Raw genomic sequence first — 18105 nt, 5'->3', positions numbered from 1 at the left:
GACGAGCACAGTGGAGCGTTGACGCACGATGGACGAGTTCTACGAGATCGAGGAACCCCTGGACCCGGCCGGTGCCCCGGCGGATGCCCAGGAGGGGGTCCGCGGCGCCCTCGACGCGCTCGACGGGCTCGACGAGCTGCCCCCGGCCGACCATGTCGCCCGGTTCGAGGCGGTCCACGACGCCCTGCGGGCGCACCTGAGCGGTGACGCCTGACGGTGGTGACGATGACAGCGAGCACACGGGTGGACGCGGAGCTGGTGCGCCGCGGGCTGGCCCGGTCCCGGCGGCATGCCGCGGAGCTCGTCGCCGCCGGGCGGGTGCGGGTCGCGGGACGCGCGGTGGTCAAGCCGTCGTCGGCGGTGGCGGACGGCGCCGACGTGGTGGTGGTGCCCGGCGCCGACCCCGAGCACGAGTTCGCCTCCCGGGCGGCGCTCAAGCTGGCCGGTGCCCTGGACGCGCTGGCCCGTGTGCCGGGCGGGCCGCAGGTCGAGGGTGCGTACTGCGCCGACCTCGGTGCGTCCACGGGCGGTTTCACCGACGTGCTGCTGCGGCGGGGGGCGGCGCACGTGGTCGCCGTCGACGTGGGGCACGACCAGCTCGTCCCCGCGCTGCGTCATGACGACCGCGTGACGGTGGTCGAGGGTCTCAACGTGCGTGACCTGACGCCGGACGACCTGGCCCGGTCCCCGGACCTCGTGGTCGCCGACCTCTCCTTCATCTCGCTCACCGTGGTGCTGCCGGCCGTCGCGGGCGTGCTGGAACCCGGCGCCCAGGCGCTGCTGATGGTCAAGCCGCAGTTCGAGGTCGGGCGCGAGCGGCTGGGCAGCGGTGGCGTGGTGCGTGACCCCGCGCTGCACGCCGACGCGGTGCGGACCGTGTCCCGGGCCGCTGCCGGATCGGGCCTGCGGACCCGTGCGGTCGTGCCGAGCCCCCTGCCCGGACCGAGCGGCAACCGTGAGTTCTTCCTGTGGCTGACACCCGGCCGGTCGGCGGACGCGGACCACGGAGCTGACGGAGACACGGACGGCGCGGTGGCCGACGCCGTCGCCGCGGCCGTGGCGTGGGATCCTGCCCAGGGTGGGCCCGCGGCGGTACCCGGTCACCCGCCGGAGCCGCCGGCCGTCGTCGTCGGGGAACGGGTGGACGAGCGAGAGGAGCGGGAGCCGTGACCAGGCGTGTGCTGATCGTGACCCATGGCGGGCGTCCCCAGGCGGTCGCGGCGCTGGCCGAGGCCCTGCGCGAGCTGAAGTCGGCGGGCTTCGAGTACACGCTGCACGACGACGCGCTGGCCGAGGAGTTCGGCGACCACATGGCCGCCAAGCGGGTCGCGGAGGGCGTGCACAACGCCGAGGTCGTCATGGTGCTGGGCGGTGACGGCACCATCCTGCGTGCCGCAGAGCTGACGCGGGGCACGGACGTGCCGCTGCTCGGCGTGAACCTGGGCCACGTGGGCTTTCTCGCGGAGTCCGAGCGGGAGGACCTGCGGGCCGCCGTGCAGCGCCTGGCCGCGCGGGACTACGAGGTCGAGGAGCGCGCGACGGTCGACGTGACCGTGCACCTGCCCGGCACGGCGGAGCCCGTGGTGGGCTGGGCCCTCAACGAGGCCACCGTGGAGAAGGCGACGCGCGACCGCATGCTGGAGGTGGCGATCGGGGTGGACGGCCGCCCGCTGCTGTCCTTCGGCTGCGACGGGGTCGTGATGGCCACGGCGACCGGCTCCACGGCGCACGCCTTCTCGGGCGGTGGCCCGGTGATCTGGCCCGACGTCGACGCCGTGCTCATGGTGCCGCTGTCCGCGCACGCGCTGTTCGCGCGGCCGCTCGTGATCGGCCCGAAGTCGCGGTACACGGTCGACGTGCTGCCGCAGTCGACGGTCGAGGGCGTGCTGACCTGTGACGGGCGCCGGGAGATCCGGCTGCCCCGCGGGTCTCGCGTCGTGGTGCGCCAGGGCGGTACCGTGCGCCTCGCACGCCTGTCCAACGCCCCGTTCACGGACCGGCTCGTGTCGAAGTTCAACCTGCCCGTGTCGGGTTGGCGGGACCGTGTCGGGTCGGGGCACGCGCAGGCGCAGGATGTACCTTCTGACCCAGCCGACACCACACCAGAGACCTAAGGAGTCAGGTGCTCGAGGAGATCGCTATCGAGAACCTGGGCGTCATCCGCTCGGCCCGGGTACCCCTGTCCGACGGCCTGACCGTCATCACGGGCGAGACGGGTGCCGGCAAGACGATGGTGCTCACGGGCCTCAACCTGCTCATGGGCGCCAAGGCGGACCCGCAGTCGGTGCGCCCGGGCTCGTCGTCGGCGGCGGTCGAGGGCCGCGTCCGGGTCTCGGGCCGGGACGCCGTGCTGGAACGCGTCGACGAGGCGGGCGGCGAGGTGGAGGACGACGGCACGGTCGTGATCCTGCGCACCATCGCCGACGGCCGGTCGCGTGCCCACCTGGGCGGGCGTGCCGTGCCCCAGGGGGTGCTCGCGGAGATCGCCGAGGACCTGTTCACCGTGCACGGCCAGGCCGACCAGCTCCGGCTGCGCACGGCGGCCAAGCAGCGGGACGCCCTGGACACCTTCGTGGGCCCGGCCCATCAGCGCGTCCTGGCGTCGTACCGCGCCGCGTGGACCGAGCGCGGGGGGCTGCTCGCCGAGATCGCGGACCTGGAGGCGCGCGGCGCCGAGCGGGCGCGCGAGGTCGAGCTGCTGCGGATCGGCCTGGAGGAGATCGAGCGGGTGGACCCCCAGTCGGGGGAGGACGCCGAGCTGCAGGCCCTGATCGAGCGGCTGTCCAACGCCGAGGGCCTGCGCACCGCGGCCACCGAGGCGCACGAGGCGGTGGCGGGCGAGGACGCCGAGGGAGCGCGCGAGAACGCGATCGCCCTGGTGGAGCGGGCGCGGCGTGCCCTGGAGTCCGCGGCGCACTCGGACGCGGCGCTCGGTGCGCTGGCCACCCGGTTCGCCGAGGTGGGCTACCTCCTGTCGGACGTGGCGACCGACGTGGCCGCCTACGTCGACGACCTGCAGGCGGACCCGGCGGGTCTGGAGACGGCGCACAACCGCATGGCGGAGCTGAACGCCCTGACCCGCTCCTACGGCGAGAGCATCGACGAGGTGCTGCAGTGGGCCAGCGACGCGGGCCTGCGCCTGCTCGACCTGGACGACGGCGGCGACCGGCTCGCCTCGATGCGGGACCGCGTGGCCGAGCTGGACGGCGAGCTGGCCCGGCTGGCGGAGATCCTCACCGCCGAGCGCACGCGTGGCGCGTCCGAGCTGGCCACGGCCGTCACGAACGAGCTGCACGGTCTGGCGATGGGTGGCGCCCACCTCGTGGTCTCGGTGCAGCCGCTGGAGGAACCGGGGCCGTTCGGCGCCGACCAGGTGACGTTCCTCCTGGTGCCGCACCCCGGGGCGCCCGAGCGGCCGCTCGGCAAGGGGGCGTCGGGCGGTGAGCTCTCCCGGGTGATGCTCGCGCTGGAGGTGGCGCTGGCGACGTCCGGCGGTGCCGCGGCCGAGCGCACGGCGGACACCCCGCGCAGCACGTTCGTCTTCGACGAGGTCGACGCCGGTGTCGGCGGCCGTGCCGCCGTCGAGGTGGGCCGCCGCCTGGCGCAGCTCGGCCGCAGCACCCAGGTGGTCGTCGTGACCCACCTGGCGCAGGTCGCGGCGTTCGCGGACGCGCACCTGGTGGTCACCAAGAGCTCCGACGAGGACGCCGCAGATGACGGGATGATCACGGTCACCGGGGTGCGCGAGGTGACCGCGGACGCCCGGGTCCGCGAGCTGGCGCGGATGCTGTCCGGCCAGGACGACTCGGAGACGGCGCGTACCCACGCGCTGGAGCTCCTGGAGTCCTCGGTCGTGGGACGATAGAGCGGATGAAGCTGATCTCCCGACCCGACAAGCGCGCCGACAAGGGCCCGTCGAAGAGCGCCGACGCCGACGAGGCGACCGTCCCCGGAGCCGCCGTGCACGGGCCCGCCCGGATCGGGGCCCGCACGAAGGAGCTGACCGCCCGGCTCAACCCGGGCGACGTCGCCGTGATCGACCACGTGGACATCGACCGCGTCGCCGCGGACGCGCTGGTCTCCGCGGCACCCGTGGCCGTCCTGAACGCCGCCCCGTCGACCTCGGGCCGGTACCCCAACACGGGCCCGAACATCCTGGTCGAGGCCGGGATCGTCCTGGTGGACGACCTGGGCCCCTCGATCATGGCGATCGACGAGCACGCGGACGTCGAGATCGTGGGCGGCGAGGTCGTCGTGGGCGGCGAGGTCGTGGCGCAGGGGACCTACCAGACGCCCCGGACCGTCGCCGAGAGCATGACGGCCGCGCGCGAGGGCCTGTCGGCCGAGATCGAGCGGTTCGCCGAGAACACCATGACGTACCTGCGCCGCGAGCGGGACCTCCTGCTGGACGGCGTCGGCGTGCCCGACATCCGGACCCCGATCGCGGGCCGGCAGGTGCTGATCGTGGTGCGCGGCTACCACTACCGGGAGGACCTCGCCCTGCTGCGGTCCTACATCCGGGAGAACTCGCCGGTGCTCATCGGCGTCGACGGCGGTGCGGACGCGATCATCGACGCGGGCTGGCAGCCCGACATGATCGTGGGCGACATGGACTCCGTCTCCGACCGGGCGCTGGCCTGCGGCGCCGAGATCGTGGTGCACGCCTACCGCGACGGCAAGGCCCCGGGGCTGGAGCGCGTGAAGGCGCTGGGTGTGGACCCGGTCGTCTTCCCGGCGACCGGCACCAGCGAGGACATCACGATGCTGCTCGCCGACGACAAGGGTGCCGAGCTCATCGTCGCCGTCGGCACGCACGCGACGCTCGTCGAGTTCCTCGACAAGGGTCGTGCCGGCATGGCCTCGACGTTCCTCACCCGCCTGCGCGTCGGGGGCAAGCTCGTGGACGCCAAGGGCGTCTCGCAGCTGTACCGGACGCGGATCTCGAACACCCAGCTCACGCTGCTGTCGGCGGCGGGAGTCGCCGCCGTGCTCGCGGCCCTGGCCTCGACCTCGGCGGGGCAGACCTTCTTCGGACTGATCGGGGCGCGCTTCGACGACGTCGTCTCCTGGATCAGTCACCTCTTCGGCGGCTGACCCGTCCGGAGCCCGCTCCAGGACACCCTGCCGCCCCGACCTCTGCCGGGCGCCGACCGCCCGGACCATGCCTAAGGACCTCTCCGTACCGTGATCGACTTCCGATACCACCTCGTCTCGCTCATCTCCGTCTTCCTCGCCCTCGCGGTCGGCATCATCCTCGGTGCCGGACCCCTCCAGGGGGCGATCGGGGAGACCCTGACGGAACAGGTGGACGCGCTGCGCGCCGAGCGCACCGACCTGCGCACCGAGCTGGACTCCACGCAGACCGCGCTGGACGGCGACGAGCGCTTCATCGAGGCGGTGGGTACCCAGATCGTCCCCGGCTCCCTGGAGGGGGACCGGGTGGCCGTCGTGCAGCTCGCGGACGTCTCTGAGGACACCCAGGAGGGCGTGCTCGCCCAGCTCGAGACCGCGGGCGCCAGCGTCGTGTCCACGACGGTGCTCACGGACGCCTGGACCGACACGGCCGACGAGTCGTCGCGCGAGACCGTCGCCGACGGCCTGCGCGCGAACCTCGGCGACGACGCCCCCGAGGACGACGACGCCGGCACGACGCTCGGCACCGCCCTGGCCCTCGCCCTCACGGGCAGCGAGGGCGGCGGCCCCGGGCGCAGCGCACAGGCCACGGACCTGGAGGCGCAGCTCGAGCGGTTCGGCTTCGTGGAGCCGGGCGACGACCAGACCGAGGCCGCGCAGGCCGTGCTGCTCCTCGTGGGCGCGGCCGGGCAGCCCCAGGAGACGGCCGACGGCGCCACCGAGGAGGCGGAGCCGGCCCCGGACACCTGGACCGCTGTGACGCGCGCGGTGCAGCAGGTCTCGGGCGCGGCGGTGCTCGCCGGGCCGACGGAGGACCCGGGCGACGTCGTCCAGGCCGTGCGCGAGGACGAGGAGATCGCCGCGGAGGTCACCACCGTGAGCGGCATCGGCCGGCTCACGGGCCGGATCACCGTGCCGCTCGCGATCGCCGCGCGCCTCGACGGCACCGTGGGCCAGTACGGTCTGGAGGAGGACGCGACGGCGGTCCTGCCGCCCGCCCCGGCCGGCACCGGGCCCGAGTAGCACCACCGCACGGACAGCACCACAACCGACAGACAACCGAGACCGACCGAGGGGTAGTCATGGGGGCAGGCAGGTTCATCCTGGCCGGCGTCGTCGCGGGAGCCGCGACGGTGCTCGCGCGCCGCAAGCTCGACGAGAAGGTGGCCGCGGGAGGGCTCGGCGGCCCCTCGACGTGGACGCGGACCAACCATCGCGGCGAGCCCATCAGCCTGCTGGAGGGCCCCGCGGTCGCCGCGGGCCTCGTCGCGGGCGCGGCCGTCGGCGGCGGAAACGCCCCCGGGGCGACCGCGCTGGCCACGGCGGCGGCCGGCGGCTTCGGCCTGGTCGACGACCTCGCCGAGGACACGTCCGAGCGCACCAAGGGCTTGCGGGGCCACCTCGGCGCCCTCGCACAGGGCCGCCTGACCACCGGCGGGCTCAAGGTGCTCGGCATCTCCGGCGCGGCGCTCGTCGCCGCGGCCGTGGGAACGCGACGCACGGGCGGCGCCTTCGGCCACCTGGTCGACGTCGGCCTCAACGGCGCGCTCATCGGCGGCACCGCGAACCTCGTCAACCTCTTCGACCTGCGACCCGGCCGCGCCCTGAAGGTCGGTGCGGCGGCGAGCCTGGCGCTCGCGCCCACCGGCGCGGGTGCCACCGGCGCCGTCCTGGGAGCCGCGGCCGCGGCCGCCCCCGGCGACCTGGGGGAGCGGGACATGCTGGGCGACGGCGGTGCCAACGCCCTGGGTGCGCTGGTCGGCAGCCAGATCGCCTTCGGTGCGCCCCGCGCCGTCCGGTGGGCGGCGCTCGCGAGCGTCGTCGGCCTCATGCTGGCGTCGGAGAAGGTGAGCTTCTCCAAGGTCATCGCCGGGAACGAGTGGCTCAACCGGATCGACATGCTCGGCCGTCGGCCGGCCGCGGCGCCGGCCGACGAGCCGCTCGCGGCGAACCCGGACACCGAGCCCGCCGCTGAGCCCGCCATCGAGAGCGGCGTCCGCTCGACCTCCGCCTCCGACCCCATGGCCTCCCCGGGCGCGTGAGCAGGTTCTCCAGCCTGGCGAGCGCCGCGCTGCTCGTCACGGTCGTCACCCTCGCCAGCCGCATCGTCGGTTTCGGCCGCTGGCTCGCGCAGGGCGCATGGCTCGGGTCCGACGGCGTCGGGACGGTCTTCAACTCCGCCAACCAGCTCCCCAACCTGCTGTTCGAGGTCGCGGCCGGCGGCGCGCTCGCGGGCGCCGTCGTACCGTTGCTGGCCGGGCCCCTGAGCCGGGCCCTGCTGCCCGCGGGCGGCGGGCAGGACTCCGCCGCCGCGAAGGATCAGGCCTCGCGGACGGCGTCGGCGCTGCTGGGCTGGACGCTGGTCGTGCTGATCCCGCTCGCCGGGCTCATGGCGCTCCTGGCGCGCCCGATCATCGGCCTGACCGGTCTGGACGATCCGGTGCACGCCGACGTCGCCACGAGCTTCCTGCGGGTGTTCGCGGTGCAGGTACCCCTCTACGGGCTGGCCGTCGTGCTGGGCGGGATCCTGCAGGCGCACAAGCGGTTCTTCTGGCCCACGTTCGCACCGCTGGTCTCCAGCGTCGTGGTGATCGTGGTCTACGCGGTCTTCGGTGCCCTGGCGCACGGCGACCAGCAGGACGTCGCGGCGCTGTCCGGCCGGGCGCTGGACTGGCTGGCGTGGGGTACCACCGTGGGCGTGCTGTTCCTCGCGCTGCCGCTCGTGGTGCCCGTCTGGCGCACCGGGCTGCGGCTGCGGCCCACGCTGCGCTTCCCGGGCGGCGAGGGTCCCCGCGCCGCGCGCCTGGCCTTCGCGGGCGTGGGCGCGCTGGTGGCGCAGCAGGTCTCGATCTTCCTCACGCTGCGCGCCGCCAACGCGGCCGGCGGGGACGGCACGCTGTCGGTCTACCTGTATGCCCAGCAGGTCTACCTGCTGCCCTACGCGGTCCTTGCGTTCCCGATCGCGACCAGCGCCTTCCCGCACTTCGCGGAGCACGCGTCGGCCGGGCGCCTCCCGGAGCTGCGCGCGCTCGTGGCGCGCACCACGCGCACCCTGCTGCTGGTCACGTCGCTCGGTGTGGCGGCGCTCGTCGCGGCCGCCCCGTACGTGGAGCGGGTCTTCGACCTCATCGTCCGGGGCGACGCGCCCGGCCTGGCCGCCGGGCTCATGGCGATGGCGCCGGGCCTGGTCGGCTTCGCCCTGATCCTGCACCTGTCGCGGGTGTTGTATGCCGTCGACCACGGGCGTGCGGCAGTGGTCGCGACCGCGAGCGGGTGGGGCGTGGCCGCCCTCGGGGCGGCCCTGGTGCCGCTGCTGTTCGCCGCGCGGGACCCGGGTGAGCTGCTGCGCATCGAGGTCATGGCCGCCCTCGGCGCGGTCAGCACGGTGGCCATGGTGGTGGCCGGCCTCGGGCTGCTCCTCGCCGTCCGGCGGCACCTCGGCCCGGAGGCGCTGGACGGCGTCTGGCGGGCGCTGGGCGCGCTGGTCGTGGCCACGGCGCTGGGAGCCGCTGCCGGCCTGCTGGCGGCCTGGTGGCAGGCCGGGCGGCCGTCGGGATGGTTGACGACCGTGCCCGCGGCCGAGACGGAGTTCGACGGCCCCGCGTTCGCCGCCGACCTGGGCCTCGGGCTCGCCGTCGGCCTGCTGGCGGCCCTGGTCGCGCTGCTGGTCGCGGTGCTGCTGGACCGCGACCTGCGCACCGCCGTGGGGCCGGTCGTGCGCACGGTGCGGAGGAAGTTCTCCCGAAGGGCCTGACTTAGCGAGCGCGCCGGGCTCGACAGGAGCACACTCGACGGAACCGCACCGAAGATCCCCACGTGGTGGGCGCGTGTGCCGGTCGTTACACCACCGGCACGCCATACCTCGTTTAGGATGGAGTTCCGTGGTCGAACACCGAAGCAGTCTCCAGTCCCGTCATCGGTCCGGCGCCTCGACGCCGACCAAGCACATCTTCGTCACCGGTGGTGTGGCGTCCTCTCTCGGCAAGGGACTGACGGCGTCATCGCTCGGTCGCCTGCTCCGCTCCCGTGGCCTGAGCGTCACGATGCAGAAGCTGGATCCCTATCTGAACGTGGATCCCGGCACCATGAACCCGTTCCAGCACGGTGAGGTCTTCGTCACCGAGGACGGCGCGGAGACCGACCTCGACATCGGGCACTACGAACGGTTCCTCGACGTCGAGCTGCCCGCGTCCTCGAACGTGACGACCGGCCAGGTGTACTCCCGCGTCATCGCGAAGGAGCGCCGCGGTGAGTACCTGGGCGACACCGTGCAGGTCATCCCGCACATCACCGACGAGATCAAGTTCCGGATGCGTGAGCAGGCCTCCGACGACGTCGACGTGATCATCACCGAGATCGGCGGCACCGTCGGCGACATCGAGTCGCAGCCCTTCCTGGAGTCGGCCCGCCAGGTGCGGCACGAGCTCGGCCGCGACAACGTGTTCTTCCTGCACGTGTCGCTGGTGCCGTACATCGGCCCGTCGGGCGAGCTGAAGACCAAGCCGACCCAGCACTCCGTGGCCGCGCTGCGCTCCATCGGCATCCAGCCCGACGCGATCGTGCTGCGCTCCGACCGCGTGGTGCCCGAGGGCATCAAGAACAAGATCGCGCTCATGTGCGACGTCGACAACGAGGCCGTCATCAACTGCGCCGACGCGCCCTCGATCTACGACATCCCGCGCGTCATCCACGCCGAGGGCCTGGACGCGTACGTGGTGCGCCGCCTGGGCATGCCGTTCCACGACGTCGACTGGGACGGCTGGAGCCGCCTCCTGGAGCGCGTGCACGAGCCCGAGCACACCGTCGAGGTCGCGCTGGTGGGCAAGTACATCGACCTGCCCGACGCGTACCTGTCGGTGACCGAGGCGCTGCGTGCCGGCGGCTTCGCCAACGACGCCAAGGTTCGGATTCGCTGGGTCGCCGCCGACGACTGCCAGACTCCCCAGGGCGCGCAGGCGTCGCTGCGGGGCGTCGACGCGGTGCTGGTGCCGGGCGGCTTCGGCGTGCGCGGCATCGACGGCAAGGTCGGGGCGCTGCGCTGGTCGCGCGAGAACCTGGTGCCGACCCTCGGCATCTGCCTGGGTCTGCAGTCGATGGTCATCGAGTACGCCCGCAACGTGCTGGGCTGGGAGGACGCCTCGTCCACCGAGTTCCACCCCGCGAGCAGCCACCCCGTCGTGGCCACGATGGCCGAGCAGAAGGCGATCGTGGAGGGCGAGGGTGACATGGGCGGCACCATGCGCCTGGGTGCGTACGAGGCGTCGCTGGCGGCCGGGTCGGTGGTCGCGAAGGCCTACGGCAGCGAGAAGGTCTCCGAGCGGCACCGGCACCGCTACGAGGTGAACAACGCCTACCGCGGCGACCTGGAGGAGGCCGGCCTGCTGATCTCGGGGACGTCGCCCGACTCGTCGCTCGTGGAGTTCGTGGAGCTCCCGGCGGAGACCCACCCGTACTTCGTGGCCACCCAGGCGCACCCCGAGTTCAAGTCGCGCCCCACGCGGGCGCACCCGCTGTTCGCGGGCCTGATCGCGGCCGCGCTCGAGAAGCGGTCGTCATGAGCACCGACACCGGCTCGGACGTCAGCTCGGACATCAGCTCGGACGAGGTCACCGACGTCATCGACCCGCGTCCCGCGCGGCGGCTCGACGTGCCGTTCCAGGGCTTCGTGGTGGACATGGTCTCCGACGAGGTCGACCTGGGCGAGGCGGGCGGCATCGTCCGCCGCGAGTACGTCGACCACCCGGGTGCGGTGGTCGTCGTGGCGCTCACCGACGACGGCGACGTGCTGCTGCTGCGCCAGTACCGGCACCCGGTCGGCGCCTTCCTCTGGGAGGCGCCCGCCGGCCTGCTCGACCTCGACGGGGAGGACCCGCACGTCGCCGCCGCCCGGGAGCTGGCCGAGGAGGCGGACATGAACGCCGCCACCTGGGACGTGCTTCTGGACCTGCTGCCCACCCCGGGCGGCAGCAACGAGGCCGTGCGCGTCTACCTGGCCCGCGACCTCACCCCGGTGCCCGACGAGGACAGGCACGTCCGTGAGGCCGAGGAGGCCGACATGGTCGTGGTGCCGGTGCCGCTGGAGGAGGCCGCGGCGCTCGCGCTCGCGGGCAGGCTGCACAACGCCGCGACGATCGCGGGCGTGCTCGCGGCCGCGATCGGGCGGGCCTCGGACTGGGAGACGCTGCGCCCGGTCGACGCTCCCTGGGAGTACCGCAAGAACTGAGCGCCTGGGGCCTGGGGTGCCGGGTGCTGTCGTGAGCTCGGTCAGATGCGGGCGCGGATTCCGCGGGTTCGGTCGGTTGCTCCGAGTTCGGTCCATCCACGGACCGAACTCGCGGCAACCGACCGAACGTGTCTGTCGGGCCGGGGCAACTGACCGAACGTGTCTGGCCGCCCCCGGCAACCGACCGAACGTGCCTGGCCCGCCGGACGCGAGCCGGGGGTTCCGGTCAGCCGCGCGGGTCGCGTACCAGACGTGTCATAACGACGTCACCGCGCTGCGCTATTCTCCCCGCGTGACCAGCGAACCCGACATGCTTCCCAACGTCTCGTCCCTCCCGGCGTGGCTCGTCCCGTCCGTCTACCTCAACTGGTCCGAGGACTGGCTGGGCGAGGCGGTGGCGATCGCGAGCCGCAGCCACGAGCACCGCCTGCCCGGTGGCGCGGACGGCCCGCAGCGCGGCGACGTCGTCGTCACCGTCGTGGGCTCCGAACCGGGCATCGTCGCCGCGGTGGAGCTCATGGGCGCCAGCCAGGGTGAGGACTGGGTCAGCGACGAGGTCTTCGGCCCCGACAAGCCCGTGGTGTGGGACGACCTCTTCAACGGCGCCGCCGCCTACGCGCGCTCGTCCGGCTGGCTGCCGCAGGAGCACGCGCGCCTGGTGCTCGACGGCATCGCCCACCAGTACAAGCACGGCGCCACCGGCACGCTCGACGCCGGCAACTGCGAGACCGGCGAGCTCTCGCCCAACCTGCACGTGCTGCGCCTGCTGGGGCACAAGCAGGTCTCGGGTGCCGACCTGCGCCGCGAGGAGCGCTGCGCGTCGTGCGAGCGGTTCGTCGACGTCATGCAGCTGCACCCCCACGACGACGGCGCCCACACCGGCCAGACCGGCGAGCGCCCGCTGGCGGAGCTGATCGAGCAGACGTTCCTCGTGTGCGCCCCGTGCCACGCTCTGCTGCACCCGCACCCCGTGCTGTCGCAGCGTGCGCAGATGCGCCCCGCCTGCCCGTCGTGCGGCCAGCGCGGCGCCACCAAGCGGATCGTGTGGGGCCAGTCGGCCGACGCGGCGCGGCTCGAGCCGGACGTCGTGTACGGCGGGTTCGACACCCCGGTCCCGACGCCGGACTGGTACTGCCCGAAGTGCTACGCGAACTTCTCGTCGGGCGCCGTGGCGCAGCGTGCGCTGGGCGACCTGCCCGAGCCGGTGCCGGCGGGCGTGGGCGCCGTCGGCACGCCCGCGAACGGCGAGGACCTCTGGACGCCCGAGGTCTGAGCTCTCGGCGCGCGGGTCAGACCCTCGGCCGCTCCGGCGGGCCGGGGGTCTGACGCCGCCCGCCCTGCCCTGACGGCCGGCACCGCGCCGACGGCCTAGAGTGGCGCCCATGGAGCCCGTCGACCCCGCCCCCGGGCTCGGGGCACACCCGGAACGGCACGTGGCGGCGGTCCTCGGCCCCGTCACCGTCCTGTCGGACACCGGACCCGTCGCCCCGCGCGGACCCCGTGCCGCGGCACTCGTGGCGGCGCTGGCGCTGGCCGCACCACGTGCCGTGCCGGTGCCGGCGCTGATCGACACGCTGTGGGCCGAGGACCTGCCGGCCAACCCTCGTGCGGCACTGCAGAACCTGGTGTCGCGGCTGCGGTCGCTGAGCCCCGGCGCCGTACGCTCCACCTCCGCGGGGTACGTGCTCGGCGGCCCGAGCGACCTGGGCCGGGCGCACGAGATCGCGGCCGAGGCGCGCGAGCTGCTGGCGACCCTGCCGTCGGCCCCCGCCGCTGCGCGGCCCGCTGACGCACCGCCGGACGGCGCCCTGCCGGACGGCGCGCTGCCGGACGGCGCGCTGCCGGACGGCGTCCTGCCCGACGTGGCCCCGCCCGACGGCGCCACCACGGACGTGCCCGGCGCCCCGGGCGCCGCCGTGGACGCCGCCGCCCTGCTGGACGCCGCCCTCGCGTCCTGGCGCGGCGACCCCGGCGCCGAGCTGGCCGAGGCGACGCCGGACCTCGCGGCCGAGCTGCGCCACACCGCCGGCCGGCTCCGTGCCGAGCTGACCGCGCTGCGCCGCCAGGCCGCCGTCGCCGCCCGGGACCACGCGACGGCCGCAGCCCTGGCCTCCGACGCCCTCGCCACCGACCCGCTCGACGAGGACGCGGCGCGCGACGCCATGACGGCGCTCGCGGCGTCGGGCCGCCCGCAGGAGGCGGAGCGCGTCTTCGGTCGGCTGCGCCACGCCCTGGTCGCCGAGCTCGGCACCGAACCCGCACCCGACCTGGTGGCCCTGCACGCGCGCATCGCGGCCCAGGCGGAGACCGGGCCGGCCACCGCACGCCCCGCCCGGGGCCTGCGTGCCGCGGCCACGCCGCTGCTCGGCCGCGACGACGACGTCCGTGCCGTCCTCGACGAGCTGACCCGGCACCGGGTGGTGACCGTGCTCGGTGCAGGCGGCCTCGGCAAGACCCGGCTGGCGCAGGAGGTCGCGCGCACCGTCGCCGAGGACGAGGTCGCCGCCGGCCCGCTCGGCGGGCTGTCGGCCGCGGTCGCGGAGCTCGCCGGTGTCCGCAGCGACGACGACGTGATCCTCGCGGTCGCGAACGCCCTGGGTGTGTCGTCCGTAGCGGGCTCGACCCGGCTGGGGGACCGGCTGCTGGCGGGCGACCTGCACGACCGCATCGTCGAACGGGTCCGGACCGCGCGGACCCTCCTGGTGCTGGACAACTGCGAGCACGTCCCGGTCGGCGCCGCCCGCTGGGCGGACCTTCTCCTGTCGGCGGCACCCGGTCTCCGGATCCTGGCCACGAGCCGCGCACCCCTCCAGGTCGCGGCGGAGCAGGTGTACCCGCTCGCGCCGCTCGCCGCGGCGTCGGGCGCAGGCGTCCGGGGCCCGGCCGTCGAGCTGTTCCGTCAGCGGGCGCTCGCGGCCCGCCCCGGCGCCCGGCTGCCTGACGACGTCGTGGCCCGCCTGTGCGACCGGCTCGACGGGCTGCCGCTGGCCATCGAGCTGGCTGCCGCCCGTGTGCGCACGCTCTCGGTGGAGGAGATCGAGCGGCACCTCGGCGCCCGGTTCGAGCTGCTGCGTGGCGGCGACCGGACCGCGCCCGACCGGCACCGCACGCTCGAGGCGGTCATCGAGTGGAGCTGGAACCTGCTGGAACCCTCGCAGCGCGCGCTGTGGCGGCGGGTCGCGGTGCTGCCCGACGGCCTGTCCGCGCAGGCGGCCGCGACGCTCGGACGTCTCGGCGCGGGCACGGACCCGACGGGTGACGTGCCGCTCGACGTCCTGGACGACATCGACGGGCTGGTGCTCCAGTCGCTGCTCGCGGTCGAGGAGGACGGGTCCGCACCCGTGCGCTACCGCATGCTGGAGACCGTGCGGGAGTTCGGCCTGCTCCGCCTCGCGGAGGCGGGGGAGGACGACGCCGTCCGCGACGCGCTGCTGGCTTGGGGCAGGGCCGTGGCCGCCTTCTGCACCTCCCGGCTGCTCGGGCCGGAACAGGTGGCGGCCGTCGACCTGCTGCGACGCGAGCACGAGAACCTGCTGTTCGTGATCCGGGTGGCCGTGCGTGCGGGACGGCCGGACGTGGTGGTCCACGGGTTCGTCGCGCTCGGCGGGGCGTGGACGCTGCGCGGTGCGGAGGACCGCGCGGCGGACCTGGCACCCGCCGTCGTCGAGGCGGTCACCGGGTGGCCCGTCCCTGCCGCGGAGGCGGACGTCACGGCGCTCGCCCTCGCCTACGCGGCGGCCACCACCGCGTTCTCCCGCACGGGCGCGAACCTGCGCGCCCTGGCCCGCCTGCGCCGGGTGCTGCGGGACCACGGTGACGCGGTCGGGCCCCGCACCCGAGCCGTGGCGAGCATGCTGCTCGCCCGCGAACCAGGGGCGGTGCTCGCCCTGCGCGACTCGCCCGACCCGCTCATCGCCTTCCTCGCCCACCTCGTCGCCTCCCAGGAGGCCGAGAACGGCGGCCGCCTCGACGAGGCGCTCGCCGGGGCGGAACGGGCCTACCACCTGTCCGAGGGCATCGGCGACGTGGCCAGCCGCGCCGGGGCCGCGCTGTTCATGGCCACCACGGCGTTCGGCGCGGGGGACACGGCGACCGCGGAACGCTGGTCACCCGTGGCCCGCGCGGGGCTGACGACGATCGGGGCCGACGACGCACTGCGCCAGCTCGACTGGGTGGACCTGGGTACCGCCATCGCCGCCGGGGACCTGGCGGAGGCCGAGCGGATCTGCAGGCGGGTCGAGCGCGCCGGGGACGGTGACCGGACCGGGCGCGGGGGAGACGAGTCGCGCGCGGTGGTCCTGGCGGGTCGCGCGGAGATCCTCTGGGCCCGGGGCGACGTCGCCGGCTGTCTCGACCTGTACGAGCAGGCGACGGGCATGTTCGCGGACCTGTCCGGGACGTCGCACGCCGCGGCCGGAAGCGGCGACGAACCGTCGCCGACCGCACCCTGGGCCGTGATCGTGGGGTCCGCGTGGGTGGTGCGGCTCGCCGACGCCGGGCGGCTCGCCCGGGCGGGACAGGTGGCCGACCTCGTGCGCCGTCGCGCCATGGTGCTGTACCGGGAGTGGATGCGGCAGACCCCGGACCACCCCGTGCTCGGCACCGCCTGCCTGGCCGTGGGGGCGGTGCTCGTGGCGGACGGGTCGGGCGGCGACGCCGCCGCGGGGCTGGAGCTGCTCGCCCTGGCGGAGCGGATGGGTTCGCGACAGGACTTCAAGGCGCTGTGGCGCGAGCCGCTCGCCGCCGCCGCGGCCGACCGTCACGGCGAGGCCGCGCTGGCCGCCGCACGGGCCAGGGTCGCCGCGGTGCCGCGCGAGGATCTCGCGGAGCACGCGCTGACGACCCTGGAGGCCGTTCCGGTGCCGCTGCCGGACCGTCAGGCCTTGCGGAGGTAGGCGCGGACGGCGATCGGTGCGAAGACCACCGCGACGACGCCCGCGCTCAGCAGCGTCCAGCCCACGTCGCCGGTGACCGCGCCGTCGTTCGCGAGCGCTCGCACCGAGGACACGAGGTGCGACACCGGGTTGACCTCGACGAGCGCCTGCATCCAGCCGGGCAGGGTGCTGACCTCGACGAAGGCGTTGGACAGGAAGGTCAGCGGGAACAGCACCATGAACGACACGCCCTGCACGAACGTGGCCGACCGCGCGATCACCCCGATGTAGGCGAAGATCCAGCTCAGGGCCCAGGCGCAGACGATGACGAGCAGCCCGGCCAGCACCACGCCACCGAACCCGCCGCCGGGGCGCCAGCCCATGACCAGCCCGGTCAGGAACGTGATGGTGGTCGCCACGACGTACCGGACCGTGTCGGCGAGCAGCGCGCCGGCGAGCGGTGCGATGCGGGCGATCGGCAGGGAGCGGAACCGGTCGAACACGCCCTTGTCCATGTCCTCGCGGAGCTGCACGCCGGTCACCACGGACGCCGTGATGACGGTCTGCGCCAGGATCCCGGGGATGATCAGCGGCAGGTAGGCAGCCACGCTGCCCGAGACGGCGCCGCCGAACAGGTAGGTGAACATCAGCGTGAAGATGATGGGCTGGATCGTCACGTCGATGAGCTGCTCGGGCGTGTGCCGGACCTTGAGCAGCCCGCGGTAGGCCATGGTGACCGACTGCGAGAGCGTGGTAGCGAGGCCGATCCGGCCCGGCCGGGTCAGCATCGGCGCAGGGGCGACGGTGGCGGTGGTCATGCGGTCACCTTCTCGGTGTGGTTCGGGGTGTCGGCGGGGCTCCCGGGCGTGACGGCGTCGCCGTCGGCCGCGTGGCCCGTGAGGGTGAGGAAGACCTCGTCCAGGCTCGGCTTGTCGAGGCTGACGGAGGCGATGGGCACACCCGCCTCGCGGAACCGGACGAGCAGGTCGGTGACGGCCTCGGCGTGGGGGACCGGGACCGTGATCCGCTGCCCCTCGGGCGTCACCGACCCGGCGGTGCCGAACACCTGCTGCACCAGGCCGAGCGCGGTGCCCAGGTCGCCGTGCTCGGCGAGCCCGACCTGGAGCGACTGGGCGCCGACGGTGGCCTTGAGCTCGTCGGCGGTCCCCTCGGCCACGACCGTGCCGCGGTCGATGACGGCGATCCGGTCGGCGAGCTGGTCCGCCTCGTCGAGGTACTGGGTGGTCAGCAGCACGGTGGAACCGTCCGCGACCAGCCGGCGGATGGTGTCCCACATCTGGTTGCGGGTGCGGGGGTCGAGGCCGGTGGTGGGTTCGTCGAGGAAGATGAGCGGGGGCCTGGCGATCAGGCTCGCCGCCAGGTCGAGCCTGCGCCGCATGCCGCCCGAGTACTCGCGCAGGGGCCGTCTCGCAGCCTCCGTCAGGGAGAACTCCTCCAGCAGCTCGGCGGCCTTGGCCCTGGCGGCCCGCGCCGACAGGCCCAGCAGGCGTCCGAAGACCACCAGGTTCTCGGTGGCGCTCAGCGTCTCGTCGACGGAGGCATACTGCCCCGTCACGCCGATGAGGGAGCGCACGGCGGCGGCGTCGCGGACCACGTCGTACCCGAGCACGCGCGCCTCGCCACCGTCAGGTCGCAGCAGGGTGGCGAGCATGCGGATGGTCGTGGTCTTGCCCGCACCGTTGGGTCCGAGCACCCCGTAGACCGTCCCGGTGCGGACGGTGAGGTCGACGCCGTCCACGGCGCGGTTGTCGCCGAAGACCTTGACGAGGCCCTGTGCCTCGATCGCGTTCGTGTTCATGGTCCCCAGCGTGCGCGGGGCCGCTCGCACGGCACTGTCAGACCGCTGTCACGCCC

The 18105-nt window shown here is 74.5% G+C and carries 14 protein-coding genes; 12 read left to right on the top strand and 2 right to left on the bottom strand.

What is annotated here, in order from left to right; all coding sequences use genetic code 11:
• Window positions 1-28: 28 nt before the first annotated feature.
• The 12 genes from ACIG47_RS23845 (at window position 29) to ACIG47_RS23790 (ending at window position 16251) form a co-directional block, all read left to right on the top strand.
• Window positions 29-214: a hypothetical protein gene (locus ACIG47_RS23845; RefSeq protein ID WP_397415232.1), complete on the top strand. Its 186-nt coding sequence runs from the start codon at window positions 29-31 to the stop codon at window positions 212-214.
• 11 nt (window positions 215-225) lie between these two features.
• On the top strand, window positions 226-1170 hold the full coding sequence (locus ACIG47_RS23840; RefSeq protein WP_397433543.1) for a TlyA family RNA methyltransferase: 945 nt from the start codon (window positions 226-228) through the stop codon (window positions 1168-1170).
• Window positions 1167-2114: an NAD kinase gene (locus ACIG47_RS23835; RefSeq protein ID WP_397433542.1), complete on the top strand. Its 948-nt coding sequence runs from the start codon at window positions 1167-1169 to the stop codon at window positions 2112-2114. Before ACIG47_RS23840 ends, ACIG47_RS23835 begins: the two co-directional genes overlap by 4 nt.
• 8 nt (window positions 2115-2122) lie before the next feature.
• Window positions 2123-3865 (top strand): DNA repair protein RecN, encoded by a 1743-nt coding sequence (recN, locus tag ACIG47_RS23830; RefSeq protein WP_397433540.1) that lies wholly within the window; start codon window positions 2123-2125, stop codon window positions 3863-3865.
• A gap of 5 nt (window positions 3866-3870) precedes the next feature.
• Window positions 3871-5094: a putative cytokinetic ring protein SteA gene (gene steA / locus ACIG47_RS23825; RefSeq protein WP_397433539.1), complete on the top strand. Its 1224-nt coding sequence runs from the start codon at window positions 3871-3873 to the stop codon at window positions 5092-5094.
• 90 nt (window positions 5095-5184) lie between these two features.
• Complete coding sequence (locus ACIG47_RS23820) at window positions 5185-6156, top strand: copper transporter (protein ID WP_397415243.1); 972 nt, start codon at window positions 5185-5187, stop codon at window positions 6154-6156.
• A gap of 59 nt (window positions 6157-6215) precedes the next feature.
• On the top strand, window positions 6216-7175 hold the full coding sequence (locus ACIG47_RS23815; protein WP_397433538.1) for a hypothetical protein: 960 nt from the start codon (window positions 6216-6218) through the stop codon (window positions 7173-7175).
• Complete coding sequence (gene murJ, locus ACIG47_RS23810) at window positions 7172-8887, top strand: murein biosynthesis integral membrane protein MurJ (protein WP_397433536.1); 1716 nt, start codon at window positions 7172-7174, stop codon at window positions 8885-8887. Before ACIG47_RS23815 ends, murJ begins: the two co-directional genes overlap by 4 nt.
• Before the next feature lie 127 nt (window positions 8888-9014).
• Complete coding sequence (locus ACIG47_RS23805) at window positions 9015-10691, top strand: CTP synthase (protein WP_397415249.1); 1677 nt, start codon at window positions 9015-9017, stop codon at window positions 10689-10691.
• Window positions 10688-11356 (top strand): NUDIX domain-containing protein, encoded by a 669-nt coding sequence (locus tag ACIG47_RS23800; protein WP_397415252.1) that lies wholly within the window; start codon window positions 10688-10690, stop codon window positions 11354-11356. Before ACIG47_RS23805 ends, ACIG47_RS23800 begins: the two co-directional genes overlap by 4 nt.
• Window positions 11357-11648: 292 nt before the next feature.
• Complete coding sequence (locus ACIG47_RS23795) at window positions 11649-12629, top strand: hypothetical protein (protein WP_397433535.1); 981 nt, start codon at window positions 11649-11651, stop codon at window positions 12627-12629.
• A 109-nt stretch (window positions 12630-12738) separates the two neighbouring features.
• Window positions 12739-16251: an AfsR/SARP family transcriptional regulator gene (locus ACIG47_RS23790; RefSeq protein ID WP_397433534.1), complete on the top strand. Its 3513-nt coding sequence runs from the start codon at window positions 12739-12741 to the stop codon at window positions 16249-16251.
• Here the strand turns inward: ACIG47_RS23790 and ACIG47_RS23785 are convergent.
• Window positions 16233-17048 (bottom strand): ABC transporter permease, encoded by an 816-nt coding sequence (locus tag ACIG47_RS23785; protein WP_397433533.1) that lies wholly within the window; start codon window positions 17046-17048, stop codon window positions 16233-16235. The two genes, ACIG47_RS23790 and ACIG47_RS23785, sit on opposite strands and share 19 nt — an antisense overlap.
• Entirely contained in the window at window positions 17045-18049 is a 1005-nt protein-coding gene (locus tag ACIG47_RS23780; protein WP_397433532.1) for an ATP-binding cassette domain-containing protein, read from the bottom strand. Before ACIG47_RS23780 ends, ACIG47_RS23785 begins: the two co-directional genes overlap by 4 nt.
• Window positions 18050-18105: the final 56 nt, after the last annotated feature.

It is taken from the genome of Promicromonospora sp. NPDC052451, from assembly GCF_044547525.1.
Lineage (GTDB): Bacteria > Actinomycetota > Actinomycetes > Actinomycetales > Cellulomonadaceae > Promicromonospora.
The sequence above is the reverse complement of the archived record's forward strand: the minus strand, read 5'-3'. Positions and strand labels throughout refer to the sequence as shown.

Bases quoted from the DNA above. Each gene is read 5' to 3' on its own strand.
- ACIG47_RS23845 (WP_397415232.1), top strand. From the start codon at position 29: ATGGACGAGTTCTACGAGATCGAGGAACCCCTGGACCCGGCCGGTGCC.
- ACIG47_RS23840 (WP_397433543.1), top strand. From the start codon at position 226: ATGACAGCGAGCACACGGGTGGACGCGGAGCTGGTGCGCCGCGGGCTG.
- steA (WP_397433539.1), top strand. From the start codon at position 3,871: ATGAAGCTGATCTCCCGACCCGACAAGCGCGCCGACAAGGGCCCGTCG.
- ACIG47_RS23815 (WP_397433538.1), top strand. From the start codon at position 6,216: ATGGGGGCAGGCAGGTTCATCCTGGCCGGCGTCGTCGCGGGAGCCGCG.
- ACIG47_RS23800 (WP_397415252.1), top strand. From the start codon at position 10,688: ATGAGCACCGACACCGGCTCGGACGTCAGCTCGGACATCAGCTCGGAC.
- ACIG47_RS23790 (WP_397433534.1), top strand. From the start codon at position 12,739: ATGGAGCCCGTCGACCCCGCCCCCGGGCTCGGGGCACACCCGGAACGG.
- ACIG47_RS23785 (WP_397433533.1), bottom strand. From the start codon at position 17,048: ATGACCACCGCCACCGTCGCCCCTGCGCCGATGCTGACCCGGCCGGGC.
- ACIG47_RS23780 (WP_397433532.1), bottom strand. From the start codon at position 18,049: ATGAACACGAACGCGATCGAGGCACAGGGCCTCGTCAAGGTCTTCGGC.